This is a genomic window from Nonomuraea sp. NPDC004186 (genome assembly GCF_053603495.1).
Genome location: NZ_JBSGFQ010000098.1, coordinates 31374 through 47338, shown reverse-complemented (window position 1 = coordinate 47338; position 15965 = coordinate 31374). Strand labels below are relative to the sequence as shown.

General features: G+C 70.5%; 18 protein-coding genes. 11 read left to right on the top strand and 7 right to left on the bottom strand.

Features of this window, described 5'->3' with window-relative positions:
• Window positions 1-78: 78 nt before the first annotated feature.
• The 3 genes from ACWEPL_RS49490 to ACWEPL_RS49480 all read right to left on the bottom strand — a co-directional run bounded on the left by ACWEPL_RS49490 (window position 79) and on the right by ACWEPL_RS49480 (window position 4797).
• A complete protein-coding gene (locus ACWEPL_RS49490; RefSeq protein WP_452440393.1) occupies window positions 79-441 on the bottom strand; it encodes a hypothetical protein in 363 nt (120 codons plus the stop codon).
• Between the two features lie 102 nt (window positions 442-543).
• A complete protein-coding gene (locus ACWEPL_RS49485) occupies window positions 544-4005 on the bottom strand; it encodes a tetratricopeptide repeat protein (RefSeq protein WP_452440391.1) in 3462 nt (1153 codons plus the stop codon).
• A 99-nt stretch (window positions 4006-4104) separates the two neighbouring features.
• Window positions 4105-4797, bottom strand: a complete 693-nt coding sequence (locus ACWEPL_RS49480) for a response regulator transcription factor (RefSeq protein WP_185070386.1) — start codon at window positions 4795-4797, stop codon at window positions 4105-4107.
• A 176-nt stretch (window positions 4798-4973) separates the two neighbouring features.
• Here ACWEPL_RS49480 and ACWEPL_RS49475 point away from each other — a divergent pair, with 176 nt between their 5' ends.
• From ACWEPL_RS49475 to ACWEPL_RS49430, 10 genes are all read left to right on the top strand, one after another.
• Complete coding sequence (locus ACWEPL_RS49475; protein ID WP_350733178.1) at window positions 4974-5225, top strand: MoaD/ThiS family protein; 252 nt, start codon at window positions 4974-4976, stop codon at window positions 5223-5225.
• A gap of 72 nt (window positions 5226-5297) precedes the next feature.
• The gene (locus tag ACWEPL_RS49470; RefSeq protein ID WP_363962055.1) at window positions 5298-5963 is read left to right on the top strand and encodes an LmeA family phospholipid-binding protein; all 666 of its coding nucleotides are present in this window, start codon (window positions 5298-5300) and stop codon (window positions 5961-5963) included.
• Between the two features lie 109 nt (window positions 5964-6072).
• Window positions 6073-6588 (top strand): sigma-70 family RNA polymerase sigma factor, encoded by a 516-nt coding sequence (locus tag ACWEPL_RS49465; protein ID WP_363962056.1) that lies wholly within the window; start codon window positions 6073-6075, stop codon window positions 6586-6588.
• Entirely contained in the window at window positions 6585-7400 is an 816-nt protein-coding gene (locus ACWEPL_RS49460; protein WP_452440390.1) for an anti-sigma factor family protein, read from the top strand. Before ACWEPL_RS49465 ends, ACWEPL_RS49460 begins: the two co-directional genes overlap by 4 nt.
• 28 nt (window positions 7401-7428) lie before the next feature.
• Window positions 7429-7878 carry a thioredoxin family protein gene (locus ACWEPL_RS49455; RefSeq protein WP_363962058.1) on the top strand — a complete coding sequence of 150 codons (450 nt, stop codon included), beginning with the start codon at window positions 7429-7431 and terminating at the stop codon, window positions 7876-7878.
• A gap of 171 nt (window positions 7879-8049) precedes the next feature.
• On the top strand, window positions 8050-8463 hold the full coding sequence (locus ACWEPL_RS49450; protein WP_363962059.1) for a DUF4395 domain-containing protein: 414 nt from the start codon (window positions 8050-8052) through the stop codon (window positions 8461-8463).
• Entirely contained in the window at window positions 8460-9299 is an 840-nt protein-coding gene (locus ACWEPL_RS49445) for a sulfurtransferase (RefSeq protein WP_350733191.1), read from the top strand. The genes ACWEPL_RS49450 and ACWEPL_RS49445 overlap by 4 nt, the downstream gene beginning before the upstream one ends.
• Window positions 9299-9601, top strand: coding sequence for a DUF1416 domain-containing protein (locus tag ACWEPL_RS49440; RefSeq protein WP_185070393.1), 303 nt, complete (start codon window positions 9299-9301; stop codon window positions 9599-9601). The genes ACWEPL_RS49445 and ACWEPL_RS49440 overlap by 1 nt, the downstream gene beginning before the upstream one ends.
• Before the next feature lie 85 nt (window positions 9602-9686).
• Window positions 9687-10247 (top strand): RNA polymerase sigma factor, encoded by a 561-nt coding sequence (locus ACWEPL_RS49435; protein ID WP_350733193.1) that lies wholly within the window; start codon window positions 9687-9689, stop codon window positions 10245-10247.
• Entirely contained in the window at window positions 10244-10981 is a 738-nt protein-coding gene (locus tag ACWEPL_RS49430; RefSeq protein ID WP_363962060.1) for a methylated-DNA--[protein]-cysteine S-methyltransferase, read from the top strand. The genes ACWEPL_RS49435 and ACWEPL_RS49430 overlap by 4 nt, the downstream gene beginning before the upstream one ends.
• Here ACWEPL_RS49430 and ACWEPL_RS49425 read toward each other — a convergent pair.
• A complete protein-coding gene (locus ACWEPL_RS49425; protein WP_452440389.1) occupies window positions 10978-11526 on the bottom strand; it encodes a helix-turn-helix domain-containing protein in 549 nt (182 codons plus the stop codon). The two genes, ACWEPL_RS49430 and ACWEPL_RS49425, sit on opposite strands and share 4 nt — an antisense overlap.
• A 215-nt stretch (window positions 11527-11741) precedes the next feature.
• Here ACWEPL_RS49425 and ACWEPL_RS49420 point away from each other — a divergent pair, with 215 nt between their 5' ends.
• Window positions 11742-12989 carry a hypothetical protein gene (locus ACWEPL_RS49420; RefSeq protein WP_363962061.1) on the top strand — a complete coding sequence of 416 codons (1248 nt, stop codon included), beginning with the start codon at window positions 11742-11744 and terminating at the stop codon, window positions 12987-12989.
• A gap of 36 nt (window positions 12990-13025) precedes the next feature.
• Here ACWEPL_RS49420 and ACWEPL_RS49415 read toward each other — a convergent pair whose 3' ends face one another.
• From ACWEPL_RS49415 to ACWEPL_RS49405, 3 genes are read right to left on the bottom strand one after another with little or no spacing between them, the layout of a single operon-like run.
• Entirely contained in the window at window positions 13026-14498 is a 1473-nt protein-coding gene (locus tag ACWEPL_RS49415; RefSeq protein ID WP_452440388.1) for a hypothetical protein, read from the bottom strand.
• 7 nt (window positions 14499-14505) lie between these two features.
• Window positions 14506-15150: a hypothetical protein gene (locus ACWEPL_RS49410; RefSeq protein ID WP_452440387.1), complete on the bottom strand. Its 645-nt coding sequence runs from the start codon at window positions 15148-15150 to the stop codon at window positions 14506-14508.
• Entirely contained in the window at window positions 15147-15815 is a 669-nt protein-coding gene (locus ACWEPL_RS49405; protein WP_363962064.1) for a hypothetical protein, read from the bottom strand. Before ACWEPL_RS49405 ends, ACWEPL_RS49410 begins: the two co-directional genes overlap by 4 nt.
• Between the last annotated feature and the right edge of the window lie 150 nt (window positions 15816-15965).

Here is a 15965-nt window from a genome sequence, read left to right as displayed (position 1 = left end):
ATGCCGAGGCGTTCCACGTTTCCAAGCTCACCGTCGATCTGGAGAACTGATGCGGGTACTTCTCACCGGTCACCAGGGCTACCTGGGCACCGTGACGAACTGCAGCAGGTGCCAGGCCACGTAGGCGCTCAACGAGCAGAAGGCCCACTCCTTGCCCCGGCTGATCCTGGAGATCCACCGGAGCTCCTCCGCGGGCTCCCTGCGCGCCTTGAGGGTCCTGGTGACGAAGTACGCCGACATCAGCCAGGCCGCCCCCGACCCGCCGAGCAGCCCCAGCGAGAGGGCCAGCAGGATCGGGGAGCCGCCCAGGAGGTCCGACGGCGGGAGCTGGCGGACCCAGGCGGCCGGCACGCCGGTGAGCAGGACAACAGTGATCCGCCGGTCCTTGCGCGCCTGGCGTTTGAGCCACTGAAGGTCTCGACGCAGATGGTTCTTGAGCATCCGGATCACCCCCGTTGGAGTAGCTGGTAGCACCAGCTAACGGAAATTTCCGGAGAAGATCTGCGACCTCACATCCGAGATTTCACGACTTTTAGCGATATTTCAGGACGTGGGGCTGGCCCCCAGCTCGCGGAGATCCTCCGACACCCGCCGTACCTCGAAGACGTCCCCGACCTCCTCCAGCAGCCGCAGCGCCTCCCGCAGATAGCCGCCGGCCGGGCCCCGGTTCCCCAGCCTGGCCGAGATCAGCCCCAGCGCCCGCAGCGCGCACCCCAGGTCCCGCCTGGTCCCGCACTCGAGATGGACGTCCCTGGCCTGGCGCGCGTGGACCAGCGCCTCCCCGGCCAGACCGAGGTCCAGCAGCACCATGGCCAGCGTCGTGAGCGCCGCCGCCCACCGGTCCTTCGTGCCGGTCTCGTTCTGCAGCTCGACCGTCTCCCACGCGAGCTTCAGCGCCTCCTGCGGCTCGCCCGCCGTGTGCAGCGCCTGCGCCATCGACAGCAGCGCGCTGGCCCGGTTGTCCCGCAGCTCCTCCCTGATCGCCAGCGACGACTTGGCCGCCCGCAGCGCGGGCTGGTGCTGCCCCAGCGACAGGTACGTGTTCGCCAGCGTCTCCTGCACGTCCGCCTCGGCCCGCCGGTTGCCCATGCCCTGCACGATGTCCAGGGCTTCGAGCGCGTACACGAACGCCACGTGCGGCAGGCCCTGCCGCCGCCGCACCCTGGCGAGCCGGTTGAGCATGCGGGCCTCCACCGGCTCGTCGCGGATCACCCGGCTGATCGTCAGCGCCTGGTTGAGGTAGTCGTCGGCCCGCAGGTAGTCGGACAGCCGCCAGTGCACCAGCCCGATGTCGCCGAGCGTCTCCGCCTTGCCCTGCTCGTGGTGGAGCTCCACCTGCACGGCCAGCGCCTGCTCGTAGTAGGCCAGGGCCTCGTCGTACCGGGAGCCGTTGCGCGCGATCCGGCCGAGCGCGCACAGGGCGCGCCCGCAGCCGTGCTGGTCGCCCGTCGCCGTGTACCCGGCCAGGGCCCGCTCGGCGTCCCGCTGCGCGTCGTGCGGCAGCCGCAGCAGGTCGTAGATCTCGGCCAGGCAGAGCAGCGTCTCGGCCTCGGCGTGCTCGTCGCCCAACTCGTGGCAGATCGACAGCGCCTCCAGGCCCTCGGACAGCGCCGCGTTCGGCTCGCCCAGGTCCCGCTGCACCGTGGCCAGGATGATCAGGCTCTGCGCCGTGCCCCTGCGGTCGCCGAGCTCCTCGCGTACCTCCAGGGCCTGACCCGCGTGCTGCAACGCCAGTTCGTAGCGCTCCTGGGACAGGTGCAGCCGCGAGAGCGTGTGCAGGCAGCTCGCCACCCCGGCCAGGTCGCCGATCTCGCGGTAGAGGTCGAGCGCCTCGCCCGCGCACCGCAGGGCCTCCTCGTTGTGGCCCGCGATGCCGTGCACCTCGGCCAGGTCGTTGAGCGCGCTGGCCCGCCCCTCGGCGTCGCCGAGCGAGGCGAACTCCTCCAGCGCCTCCCCGATGAACCTGGCCGCGAGCGTCGAGGGCCCGATGTCCCGGTGGATCGAGCCCAGGTTGCTGCGCATGCGCGCGATCGCCCGCCGGTTGCTCACCTGCATCGCCGAGGTCAGCCCGGCCTGCTGGATCTCCAGGTTGATCTCGTTGTACCGCAGCTTCCTGAACGGCTCGAACACGGCCTCGGCCAGCCGCCACGCCATCCCCTGGGCGCCGCTCTCCTCGGCCAGCCGCACGGCCGAGACCAGCGAGCGCCGCTCGGCCTCGAACCACTCGGGCGCCGTCGCGGGGTCGGTCGCCACCGCCAGGTAGTGGTCGAGCAGCCGCGCCCTGGCCTCCCGCACGCCTGCCTCGGCATGCCGGCCCAGCTCCCTGGCCAGCCGCTTGACCAGGTCGTGCACCCGGTAGCGTGGCCCGGCCAGCGGCTCGACGAGATACGCCCGGTGCAGCCCCTCCACCGCCACCACGGCCTCGCTGACCGGGGCGCCGAGCGCGGCGGCCAGCACCTCGGGCGTGAAGTCCCGGCCCGGCAGCAGCCCCACGTGCCGGAACGCGCGCCGCTGCCCCGGGCTCAGCGACTCGTACGCCAGATCGAGCGCCGACCTGAACGCCTCCTCCGGATCGCCCACCAGGAGCGTGCCCGGCCTGCGCAGCTCCTGGACCCGCTCCTGCACGCTCAGCCCGGGGCTCTCGGCCAGCTTGGCCGCCGAGATCCGCAGCGCGAACGGGTGGTACGAGCACACCCTGGCCAGCTCGGCCAGCGCGTCCCGGTCGGCGGCCCGCGGGGAGTGCTCCCCGAGCACGGCCACCAGCAGCGCCACCGCGTTGCCGGGGTCGAGCACCGGCAGGTCCATGAGGTCGGCGTGCCCGGTGGCCCGCAGCGGCGCCATCCGCGTGCGGCTGGTCACCAGCACCACGCAGTCCTTGCCGCCCGGCAGCAGCGCCCGCACCTGCGCCGGGTCGGCGGCGTTGTCGAGGATGAGCAGCAGCCTGCGCCCGGCGATCCTGCTGCGGTAGAGCAGCGTCAGCTCGGCCTCGTCGTCGGCGGGCATGTGCTCGCCGACCCCGAGCGAGCGCAGGATCTGCCCGAGCGCCTCGGCCGGAGTCATCGGCGGCTGGCTCGGCGACTGCCCGCGCAGGTCGATCACGATCTGGCCGTCGGGGAACCGGCCGGCGTGCAGGTGCCCCCAGTGCGTCACCAGCGCGGTCTTGCCCACGCCCGGCAGTCCCTGCACGATCATGGTGTTCGTCCGCCTGGGCCGCTCCAGCCAGGCGGTGAGCAGGTCCAGGCTCTGCTGGCGCCCGGTGAAGTCGGACACGTCGGCGGGGAGCTGGCGCGGCTTCGGCACCTCGCCGAGGGGCAGCGGCTCCGCGAGCGCCCCCGGCCTGGTCAGGAACGGCGTCACCCGTCCCTGCCACGGCTCCGACAGGTGCTCCCAGCCGCCCGCCACATCGCGCAGCGCGGACGGGTCCGCGATGCGCAGCCGCCGGTAGCCGGGCCGTACCAGCCAGCCCCGCTGGACCCACTGCGTGAGCTGGCGCTGCACCACGTCGGGGGAGCTGCCCACGAGGTCGGCCAGCGTCTCCATGGACAGCGGCGGCGCGGACTCAGCGGCCAGCGCGTAACGCTCGTCCAGGTGCAGCAGCCACACGGCCAGCCGGGCGGCGACGGGGGCCCGGGCCAGCGACTCGTGCCTGCGGGCGGCCACGTTCCTGGCGAACAGCTCCTGCACCAGCGCCGTGGCCACGGCCGGGCCGGCGGCGGCGTGCTCGCGCAGCCGGCGCATGTCGATGGGCCAGGCCCGCACCTCGGTCAGCGCGTCCACCTTGGCGCGCTCGGCCGGGTTCCAGAAGGCGAGCTCGCCGACGAGGTCGCCCGCGCCGCGCAGGTCGTGGATGGCCTCGCGCTCGCCCGCGGGGGTGTATTCGCGGGCGTAGCCGTGGTCGATGAGGTAAATCCGGTGGGCGGGCCGCAACGGCGAGCAAATGGTCTCGTTACGCCGGAAGACGCGGGGCCTGGCGCCCTCGTCCACCAACGACCGGAACAGACCCACCCCGACACCACCAATCTGGGGACGGCGGTGTCCTCGTATGACAGACGCGAAACAACCTCAACGACAATGTGTCATATCGGCGGGTGCCTCTGTCAACGATCAGACGGCGGCGGTGTCCTGCCGGTCGGGGACGAAGCGGTAGCCGACGTTGCGGACCGTTCCGATGAGGGATTCGTACTCGGTGCCGAGCTTGGCGCGCAGCCGCCGCACGTGGACGTCGACCGTCCTGGTGCCGCCGAAGTAGTCGTAACCCCAGACCTCCTGCAGCAGCTGGGCGCGGGTGAAGACCCGGCCCGGGTGCTGGGCGAGGTATTTCAGCAGCTCGAACTCCTTGAACGTGAGGTCGAGCACCCGGCCGCGCAGCCGCGCGGTGTAGGTGGCCTCGTCGATCGACAGGTCGCCGCTGCGGATCTCGTCGGGGACCTCCTCCGTCGCGGCCTGCGAGATGCGGCCCGTGGCCATGCGCAGGCGCGCCTCCACCTCTGCCGGGCCCGCGCTGTCGAGCAGCACGTCGTCCACACCCCACTCGGCCGTCATCGCGGCCAGCCCGCCTTCGGTGACGATCACCAGCAGCGGGCAGTCGATGCCGGTCGTGCGGATCAACCGGCACAGGCTCTTGGCCTGCACGAGTTCCTTCCGCGCGTCGACGAGGACCGCGTCGGCGGGAGGCGTGTCGATCAGTGCGGACGCCTCCGCGGGTGAGACCCGGACCGAGTGGAGCAGCAGGCCCAGCGCCGGGAGCACCTCGGCGGACGGCTCGAGGGCGTTGGTCAGCAGGAGCAGGTTGCTCATTACGGCCTCCTCAAACACGCAAGGACCCGGGGGCTTCATCGCCCAGGTCCCGTAGGTGAGGATATCCCACGAGTAAGTCGCGTCCATTGCGCGTCCAACAGGTGAACAGCGCGTCTCTCGAAACAACCTTGTTAAGGGCGACGCACAATAGACCGGAAAGGGATTGTGAGGTGCCCATGGCCACGGGAAAGGTACGTTATTGGGCTGCGGCGAAGGAGGCGGCCGGAGTGGCGGAAGAGCCGTTCGACGCGGTCACTCTTGGTGAACTCATGACGAAAATCACACAGAACCATGGAGATCTGGCACGCGTGGTGAGGCGTTGCTCGTTCCTCGTGGACGGCTCTCCGGTCGGCAAACGCCCTCATGACGAGGTCGTTCTCGCCGACGGGGCGACCGTGGAGGTGCTGCCGCCGTTCGCCGGCGGGTGATGGGGCCTTCCATGGGGGAATGAGTGAGGCCAGTCGATAGGCTCTTGACCCCCGCCACAGACAGGGAGCCCCATGCGGAAGCTGATCATTTTCCTGATCGTGCTGGTCATTCTCCTTGTCGCCGTCGACCGGGTCGCCGTGGCGGGCGTGGAGCGCGATCTCTCCAACCGGATCGCCGCCGCGACCGACCTGTCCGACAAGCCGACCGTGACAATTGAGGGCATCCCTTTTCTCACGCAGGCCGTCTCGGGGCGCTATCCGGAGGTACGGTTCAATCTCGGCACGTTCACCTACGGTGGCGTGCCGATCAAGAACCTCCGGGGCGCCGCCTACGACGTGACGGCTCCCCTGGCGGACGTCCTGCAGAACAGAGCCAACATCCAGGCCGGGCGCGTGGCCATCGCCGGCACCCTGACCAGGGCGACGATCGACAAGTACGCCCCCAGAGGCGTCAAGATCGGCGGCAACGGTGAGCGGCTCACGGCGTCGGGCGAGGTGACGGTCGGGGTGAACAAGGTGAAGTTCAACGCCGAGATGCGGGTCGAGCTGGTCGACGGCGGCATCAAGATCCAGGCCGAGAAGATCGAGGGCGTGCCCGACCAGCTCGCGTCGCTCGTCTCCTACACCATCAAGTTCAAGGGGAAGCTGCCCTTCGACGTGAAGGTGACCGGGGTCAAGAGCGTGGCCGAAGGATTGGAGATCTCGGCCGAAGCGTCTGACGTGCCGATCCGTGGATGAGTCTGAACCGGACCTGGGGTCCGTACGTGATGAGGTACGTGAGAGAGCGCAGCGAGCGAGCCAATCGGCACAGCAGCGCAGCGCTCACGGGCCCGACGAAGGCGGGCCTGTGAGCGCAGCCGGCACCACCGCGGATGAGGAACTCGTGAGAACCCTCTTCGACGAGCATGCCGGGCCACTCTACGGCTACGTCCTGCGGCTGACCGGTGATTCCGGGCGGGCGGAGGATGTCGTGCAGGAGACCCTGTTGCGGGCCTGGCGACATCCCGACGCCCTCTCGGGCCGGCCGGTGCGCGCGTGGCTGTTCACGGTGGCCCGGAACCTTGTTGTCGACCAGCATCGGGCCAAGAAGGCCAGACCGCAGGAGACCGGGGACGAGGCGCTGGCCGTCATGCCGGCGGACGACGACCTGGAGCGCGCCGTCGAGTCGTGGGCGGTGGCCGAGGCGCTGGCCGTGCTCAGGCAGGAGCACCGTGAGGTGCTGCTGGAGGTCTACTATCGGGGGCGATCGGTGAAGGAGGCGTCGGCGACGCTGGGCATACCGCCGGGCACGGTCAAATCCCGCACCTACTACGCGTTGCGGGCGCTCAAACTGGCCCTCGAGGAGCGGGGGTTGGCGCCATGATGACGTGCGAGGAGGTAAGGCTCGCCCTGGGCGCGCACGCGCTGGGCGCGCTCGACCCCGACGAGGCGCTGGAGATCGACAACCACCTGGCGACCTGCGAGGAGTGCGGCCGCGAGCTGCTCGACCTCGAAGGCGTGGCCTCGTTTCTTGGCAAGGTGTCCGAACGAGACGTGGAGCTGGTGGCAAGCCCGCCGCGGCAGGTGCTCGACCGGCTGCTGAACGCCAGCGCGAAGCGCAACAGGCGCGGCCGGCTGCTGCTGGTGGCGGCCGCCTCCGTCGCGTTGCTGGGGGTCGGCGGCACGATCGTGTCGGTCGTGAACAGCGGCACCCGGCAGCAGGTGGCCTCCGGGGTGGCGGCTCCCATGTCCACCCAGGAGTCGCAGACGATGCGGGACTCGTCCTCGGAGTCCGACCAGGCGCCGCTGAGCCGGCTGGCCGAGCCGACGCCGCAGGCCAAACGGCCCAGCAAGGCGGCGCCGTCCGCGTCGCCGTTCAAGATGGCCGAGGGCCTGAAGTTCTCCGGCGTGAACAGGGCCGAGAAGTACTCCGCCACCGTGTCGGTCTGGCCCGGCGGCAGCGGCACGGAGCTGGACGTGAGCGTGCGGGGCGTGCCCGTCGACACGACCTGCAGCCTCCTCGTCGTGGCCGGCGGGCGGCACGAGCTGACGGAGAGCTGGACGATCAGCCGCGAGGCGTACCAGGACAAGGCCGTCTTCAAGCGGTCGACGACGCTGCCCATGTCCGAGATCACCGCGTTCTACGTGGTCGACCAGAAGGAGAAGGTGCTGATCAGGATCCCGGTGCGGAAGTAAACGCGGGTGCGCGTGGTTGCATCGGGAGATGACTGGTTGGTGGGTGGCGCTGGCGACTCTGGCGCTCGGGTGTGTGATCGGGGTGGTTCGCCTGCGCCGCGACGGACGGGTGCGTGACACGGGTGGCGACCGGCTGTCCGAGGCCGACCTCGGCGCCGGTCTGGGCGAGCGGGCGACGCTGGTGCAGTTCTCCACCGCGTTCTGCCAGCCGTGCCGGGCGACCAGACGGATCCTGGCCGACGTCAGCGGGATCGTGCCGGGGGTGACCCATGTCGAGATCGACGCCGAGTCCCGGCTCGACCTCGTACGGCGGCTGGACATCATGCGCACCCCGACGGTCCTGGTGCTCGACACCAGCGGAAAGATCGTGAAAAGGGCCGCCGGCCAGCCCCGCAAGGCGGACGTCCTGGCGGCCCTCGCCGCGGCCGTGTCGCCGCCGTCGTCTCACGAATCGTCTCACCAACCGGACGAGATGTGACAGATGACGAGACGCCGAGTAGTGTCTTCGGCATGTACCCAACGACAGAGCTGCTGACGAAGCGGCGCGCGGTTGATTTCTGCCGCGTGACCACCGCGCTCTGTCGCGCTGCCTGAGGACGATCCCGCGGACATCCGGTCCGCCCCGTCGACCCTTCAGGAGCATCCCGCGATGCGTGCCGATCCTAGAGCGCTGCGCTTCGGCGCGGCCATCACCACCCTGGTCCTCGCCCTCGTCCTGGTGACGGGGAGTGCCTGGCTTCTCGCCGTCCAGGCGATGGTCTTCGCACTCGGAGTCGTGGCGCGCTCGCCGTACACGATGCTCTTCAAGGCGCTCGTCAAGAGCGCCCCGAAGGAGACCGAAGACGCCCGCCCGCCGCGGTTCGCGCAGGCGGTGGGGCTGGTCTTCGCGATCGCGGGCCTGGTCGGATATCTCACCGGGATCACGCCGCTGGCCCTCGCGGCCACGGCGGCGGCTCTCCTCGCCGCCTTCCTCAACGCAGCCTTCGGATTCTGCCTTGGCTGCGAAATGTACCTGCTCCTTCGCCGTCTACTGCCCGCCGCCAAAATGGAGGTTTCCAAATGAGCCGCTCCGCCGCCCTGGTGGACGCCGACTGGGTCGAGGCCAACCTCGACACCCCCGGAGTCGTCCTCGTCGAGGTCGACGAAGACGTCAGCGCCTACGACAAGGGCCACATCCGTGGCGCCGTGAAGGTCGACTGGCGGCAGGACCTGCAGGACCCGGTGCGCCGCGACTTCGTGGACAAGACCGGTTTCGAGGCCCTGCTGTCCGACCGCGGCATCTCCAACGATGACACCGTCGTGCTCTACGGCGGCAACAACAACTGGTTCGCCGCCTACGCGTACTGGTACTTCAAGCTCTACGGCCACTCCAACGTGAAGCTGCTCGACGGCGGGCGCAAGAAGTGGGAGCTCGACTCCCGCGAGCTGGTTCGGGACGTGCCGGAGCGGGCCAAGACGCAGTACGTGGCGCAGGAGCAGGACACCAAGATCCGCGCCTTCCGCGACGACGTGGTCGGCGCCATCAGCAAGCTCAACCTGGTCGACGTGCGCTCGCCCGACGAGTTCACCGGCAAGCTGCTCGCTCCCGCGCACCTCCCGCAGGAGCAGGCGCAGCGCGCCGGCCACGTGCCCACCGCCCGTAACATCCCGTGGTCCAAGGCCGCCAACGACGACGGCACGTTCAAGTCCGACGACGACCTGCGCACGCTCTACGGCGAGGCCGGGGTCGACTTCGGCAAGGACACCATCGCCTACTGCCGCATCGGCGAGCGTTCGGCGCACACCTGGTTCGTGCTGCACGAGCTGCTCGAGCAGGACAACGTGAAGAACTACGACGGTTCGTGGACCGAGTACGGCTCGCTCGTGGGCGTGCCGATCGAGCTGGGGGAGGCCCGCTGATGACTGCTGCACAGGGTTGCGGAGCGCCGGAGCAGACGATCACTCTGCCCGCCGGGATCGACCTGTCCACCCAGGCCGTGATCCAGGGCGTGGTGACCGGCGCCGGCACGGCGTACGCGCGTCTGCTCGACCACTCCGGCGAGTTCACCGGCGAAGTCGTGGTGTCCGACGAGGGCGTCTTCCGCTTCTTCGCCGCCCCCGGCGACTGGACCGTCCGCATCATCGCGGGCGGCGGCGTCACCAGGGACATCAAGGTCGAGGCGAAGCTGGGCGAGGTCTCCTCGCTCGCGGTCGCCGTCTGAGACTGCTGAGGTAAAAGACCCGCGTCCGATCCGGACGCGGGTCTTTTCGGTGCAACGGATCCGGGCACGCCGGTGTTGTACCAACGTGAGAGAAACCGACTGTCCCGACCCGGTGCGCAAGGCGCTGCTCGACGACCTCGACGAGGGGTTCGCCGAGCTGTACGGCGCCTACCGCGGCCTGGTCTTCTCGACCGCGCTGCGGCTGAGCGGGCGTTGGGCCGACGCCGAGGATCTCACCGCGGAGGCGTTCCTGCGTGCGTACAGGGCGCTGGCCGGATACGAGCGCGACCGCATCGCCACGCTCCAGCCGAGGGCGTGGCTGATGACGATCCTGATGAACGTCTGGCGCAACTGCGCCAGGACCAGGTCCCGCAAGCCGCCACCGGAGCTGCGGGACCAGCCGATCGAGGAAGTCGACCCCGGTCAGGACGTCGAGGAGGCCGCGGTGCGCCGCGAGACCGGCGACGAGCTGGCCGGGCTGCTCGGCCTGCTGCCCGAGGAGCAGCGGGTCGCGGTGGTGCTCAGGCACGTCGTCGACCTGCCGGTCAGCGAGATCGCCACCGTGCTCAGGATCCCCCAGGGCACGGTCAAGTCGCACGTGTCGCGGGGACTGCGGCGGCTGCGCGCACTGGGAGGTGCCCGATGACCCACGATCCACTGCTGGCCGGGCTGTCGGCGCTGGCCGCCGACGCGCCCGAGGGACTGCTCGACCGGATCGCGGCCCGCTGGGTACGCGTCCCGAGCCCGATCGGGGAGCTGCGGGTCGCGTTCACCGACCAGGGCGTGGCCTACGTGCGCCCGGGCGACGGGTTCGCCGAGGCGTTCAGGGGGCGCTTCGCCCGCCCGCTGCTGCCCGCCGAACGCCCGCCCGCCGGGCTGCTGCCCGCGCTGCGCACGGGGCGCCTGGGCCGGCTGCGGCTGGACCTGCGCGGGGTGAGCGACTTCCAGCGCGACGTGCTGGAGACGGTCCGTACGATCCCGCGCGGCGAGGTCAGGCCGTACTCGTGGATCGCGGAGCGGATCGGCCGGCCCAGGGCGGTGCGCGCGGTGGGCACGGCGCTCGGCCGCAACCCCGTGCCGCTGCTGATCCCGTGCCACCGCGTCACCCGGTCGGACGGCGTCGCGGGGGACTACGTGTTCGGCCCGGCGGCCAAGGAGCGGCTGCTGCTGGCCGAGGGCGCCGACCTGGAGCGGGTGCGGGAGCTGGCGGGGGACCGGGTGTTCTACCTGGCCAGCGACACCACGGGCGTGGTGTGCTTCCCGACCTGCCACAACGCCCGGCGCATCACGCCGCGGCACCGGCACGGCTTCCGCACCATCGCCCAGGCCAGGGCCGCCGGCTACCGGCCGTGCCGCACGTGCCGGCCCGCCAGTGCCTAAGGCTTGATCGGGTAGCGCATGAGGAGCGTGGCGCGTACGACGTCGGGGCCGTGCGCGCGGTAGCCGTGCGGCACGTCGGAGATCCACGAGATGTGGTCGCCCGGCCCGGCGGTGAGCGGTTCGCGCATGGGGCCCGCGCTGAGCGTGCCCGTGAAGACCGTGACGTGCTCGCTCACGCCCTCGTGGTGGGCGGGCGAGGTCTGGGTGAGGCCCGGCGGGACGGTGACCCGGTAGAGCTCGTACGTGACCCGGTCGTCCTCGAACACCTCCAGCAGCTCCGCCTCCATCGCCCTGCCCCGCATGATCTGCGGCTCGGGCGGCGCGTCGAGTATCGCCCCGATCGGCACCCCGAGCTGCGCGGTGATCGCCCAGAGCGTCTCCGCCGTCGCGTCGACCTTGCCGGTCTCGACGTCCGACAGGGTCTCCCTGTCGATGCCCGCGCGCTTGGCGAGCTCTGACAGCGACACGCCGCGCTCGTGCCGCAGCCGCCGGAGGCGATCTCCCACGATGTGGGGATCGGCGTCGAGTGCGGGCCGTGGCTCCATAGAGCAATGGCACGCGCCCCGCTGCGGGACCGCCATTTCCCCGCCGATAATTCTTTTGTCACTGCCCAGGGACCACACCCGCACTGGCATGCGGAGCATCGCGCTTTCCGGGGTTGCTGCTGCGACATGTGTGACAGACCGATACGATTCTGCAGATGTCCGGTTCGACAGGTGTGGCGGCACCTCCCCGACCTGGGCCTACGCCGGCTCAGGGGATGCCGTCGCCGTATTCGCTGCCCCTGCACGCCCTACGGCTGGCGGGGAAGTGCGCCCTGCCGCTGATCCTCTGGTACGCCGCCGGTCAGCTGACCCGCTACGTCCTGCTCTACGCCGCCACGGAGGTCGCCTACGGCGACTTCCGGCAGGTCCGCCTGGTCCTCGTGATGACGCTGCTCACGTTGATCATTCTGTCGGTGATGACGGTCACCGCCGGCATGCTGTACTCCCTGCGCAACGCCCTGTGGGAGATGCGCGCTAAGACCGAGCAGGGCATGCAGGACGAGCGCTTCTTCCGGGTGCTCGACCGGGTGGCCCCGGCCTTCGCCGTGCTCTACCTGGCGTGGGGGTTCCAGACGGAGGACGCCAGGGACGTCTACCAGATGGACCTGTTCCACCACATCTACGACCAGACGTCGGCGTCCTTCTTCGGGGAGCAGTCCCAGGTCGGCCGGGGACTCACGGACCTCGACTGGCGGGTGTCGCTGGGGGCGATGGCCGTCATGTTCGGGCTGAAGCTGCTCTTCGCCAAGCTCCTGGAGAAGACCGAGGGCAACGGCAAGTTCTACGGCTTCTGCGCGGCCTTCTCGGAGTTCGCCTTCGTCTTCTACGGCCTGAACGCCACCCTCTACATCGGCACCGCGCGCACCGACTGGGTCGAGCACCGCAACGTGGTGGCCGGCACGGAGGAGCTCTGGGCCGAGGCGCAGAAGAACGTGCCGCTGTGGGAGACCGTCACCGGCTTCCTCGGCGACGCCTGGCCGTTCTTCCTCGACGCCGTGGCCGTCCCGCTGGCCTGGCTCACCGTGGCGATGCTGGTCTTCGGCTCGTACTCCGACGAGACCCGCGCCCTGGTCAAGGGCACCCGCCTGGAGCGGGGCGTGGACCGGCTGGAAGGTGCCCACGACCTCACCCAGAAGTCCTTCGACCATCTCACCGGCGGGTTCAGGGACCGCTGGCTGCCGCTGGCCAACTCCCTGCGGATGGTGGTCAAGGCCGGCCTCCCGCTGTTCGGCATGATGTGCCTGTGCTACGTGGGCCTGCTGGTCGGCGGGGAGTACGCCGAGCGGGGGTTGCGGTGGCTCATCGGCACCGAGCGGGAGTGGGTGTGGCAGTTCCAGGGGCCGCCGCTGAGCTTCGTGCGCGAGACGGTCGTGGCCGTGCTCACGATGGCGCTGCTGGCGGCCACGTACGACCTCGCGGCCACCAGGGCGCGCCTCAGGGGCGAGCCGTTCGACGACGTCTGAGCCGGCGACCCACGAGCGGTCGCCGGCCGCGACCGCTCAGCGCCGCCTGAACCTCAGGACGTCGACGTCGGCCTCGAGCTTGGCCACGGTGTCCCGCTTGAAGAGGTCCGCCGTGGGCGTGTCCGAACGGTAGTTGCTCGGCCTGAACGACAGCTCGACCTCGTCCGCCACCGCGGTCGGCACCACCGCCGCCGCCAGGAACTTGTACTCCTTGCCGACCTCCAGCCGGTCCGTCGGCCGGTCGCTCTGCGGATCGACGCTCACGACCCAGCTGCGGCCGGCGCGGTCCTCCAGCTTGGCGTCGGTGAACAGGCCGGTCTTGGTGACGCTGCCCTCGTCGAGGATCTTCTTGGTGATGTCCACCCTCAGCGCGGTCACCTCGGGGCCGTACGGGAGGTTGTCGGGCATCTCGATGCGGGTGACCGTGGCCCGCCACTCGATGTTCTTCACCTTGGCCGCCTGGCCGGCGGAGACGACGGTCTCCTTGGTCTCCTTCGTGGTGGTCTTCTCGTAGAAGAGGTAGCCGTCGTACGACTGGGCGCCCATGGTGACCAGCGACACGATGACGGCGGCCACGGCGACCAGCACCGTGCGCTTCTTGCGGCCTCCAGGGGCGGCGGCCCGCCGCGACCCGGGAGGGGCCTCCTGCGGGGCGTCAGGCGACGGCTCGGGCTCGGACATCTGGTGGGCCGCGGGTTCCGGATCGGGGCTCTGCCGGCGCGGGAGGGGCGTGCCGGGGCCCTGCTGCGGCGACACGGGCATGGCGGCCGGGACGGCCGGCAGAGGCTGTGTGGAGCCGCCTACGGGCTCCCGGGGGGCCGGGGGCCACACCTGCTGGTCGGGCTGGGCGGCGTGCCGGGCGCGGGGCTGCTGCGGGGTGGGGCGAGGCGGCAGCCCCGGCCTCCGCGCCGGGCCCTGCGCGTGTGCGGGACCTTGCGCGCGTGCCGGTCCCTGGCCGTGCGCCGGGCCTTCCCCATGGGCGGGGCTCTGACCGTGCGCCGGACCCTGGCCGTGCGAGAGGCCTTGCGAGGGGCCTTGCGAGGGGCCTTGGGCATCCGCCGGAGGCCGGGCGTGCGAGGGGCCTTGGGCGTGTGCGGGGCCTTGGGGGTGCGTGGGGCCCTGTGGCGCGTTGGGCCACTCCAACGCCTCCTGCGGCGGGTTGGGCCGGCCCATCGCCTCCCGAGGCGCTTCAGGCCAGCCCATCGCCTCCTGCGGCCCGTTCGGCGCGCCGTAGCCCGGAGGCGGCGTTCCACGGCCGCCACGGCCGGGCAGGTCGCCCGCGGACGGCACCCGGGGGACCGGCGCCGTCTCCTCGCCGAGCAGGTCCTGATCGAGGCGCGGGTCGTGCCCGGAGTGCCGTCCCTGGCCGGGCGGCGGTGCGCCGCCGCCGGAGTGGTTGCCGAGACCCGGCGGCGGCTCCTGGCTGGGCGGGGGTGGGGGCGGGGCCGGATCGTCCTCGCGCCGCGGGTCGTTCCTGGGCGAGAACCAGTCGCGCTCGTTCGTGCTCATCCTGAGATCACTTCTTGTCGGTCGAGTAGACGTCCTGAGGCGAGGCCGCGAGCTTGCGCGCGCCCTCGTCGTCCAGGCCGAGATCCACCTCGACCTCCGGCTGGTACGGCTCCACCACGAACCCCTTGTTCAGCCCGAACACGACATGCGCCCCCGCCAGCTCGGACGACGGCACCTCGAAGAAGAAGCGCCCGCTCTTCCAGATGTCCGGCTGCACCCATGACATGGCCATCGTGAGGTCGTTGTTGACCCGGTCGGTGGCGTCGAACCTCTTCCCGTCAGCGGTCAGCAGCTCCGGCTGCTCCAGGTGATAGGGCTTGAGGCTGGACTTGGCCGTGACGTTGACGACGAGGAAGAGGTTGTCGGTCTCGATCGTCTTGCTGCCGCTCTGGATCGACTTGGCGGCCGTGAACGAGTCGAGCCGCAGGGAGAACCGCCGGGCGTCCACCACCTCGCCCTTGGCGCCCGTGTACGTGATCGGGTCGGTGATTTCACCCTCGGCCATGTGCAGGGTCTGCAGCCAGGCGGCGCCGCCCAGCAGCACCAGCCCGACGACGCCGCTGAGCAGCCGGGTGCCGATCCCCGGTCCCCGGCCCGCCCTCCTGCCGCGGCGACCGGGCGCGACAGTTGATCTTTGCTGCGTGGCGGTCACGTTGCGTCACCCTTCTTGACCGCAAGAGTCACCCGCGCCTTGATCTCGGGATAGAACTTCATGGTGTCGAGGTTCTCGTTGGCGACCATCTGCCAGCGCGGGACGTTGCTGTTGAAGCCGGGCTCGTACTCGAACGACGCGACGTCCATCGTGATCTTCTCCGGCGGCTGCTCGTTGTCCTTGAGCCGGTAGCGGAGGATGACCTGGCTGGTCACCCCCGGGTGAAGCTGGCCGGTCTCGCCCCCTTTGGCCTGGGCGAACGTGAACGGCCCCGCGTCCTTGGGGAAGGCGGGGGTGATCTTCACCAGGGAGCCGGCGAAGGAGTCGCTCGTGAAGGCCTGTTCCAGCTTCGCCGGGGGCAGGCCGACCTGGTAGGTCTTGTCGCCCTTGTTGGTGACCTCGAAGACCAGCTCCACGAACCGCTTGTCCTCGTCGAACTGCGACTCGGCCTTCTGCACCGTCACGCGCGACTCGACGAACTTGGTGGCGTACAGGCCCTGATCGAGCACTCCGCCCGCGCCCAGCGCCTCGGGCTCCTCGGCGGCCTCGCTCAGTCCGCCCAGAAGGGCGGTGATGCCGATGGCGGTGAAAGCCACCAGGGCAAGGGCGGGCACCACTACCGGGCGTCTGGGCTTGTCACTGCTTGCGCCGGAGGGTTCCGTCATGGGTAAGGATGGTAGTAGGTCTCGCTTGTCCCATCTGCCGCAATACTCCCATCGGACTGGGAGAATTGCCGAGAAACCCTGCCGCTACGGGCCTCGAAGCTCATACGCTGTCACGGAGCGGAAAGGGTTGGCCCTTACTCCTAACGACAT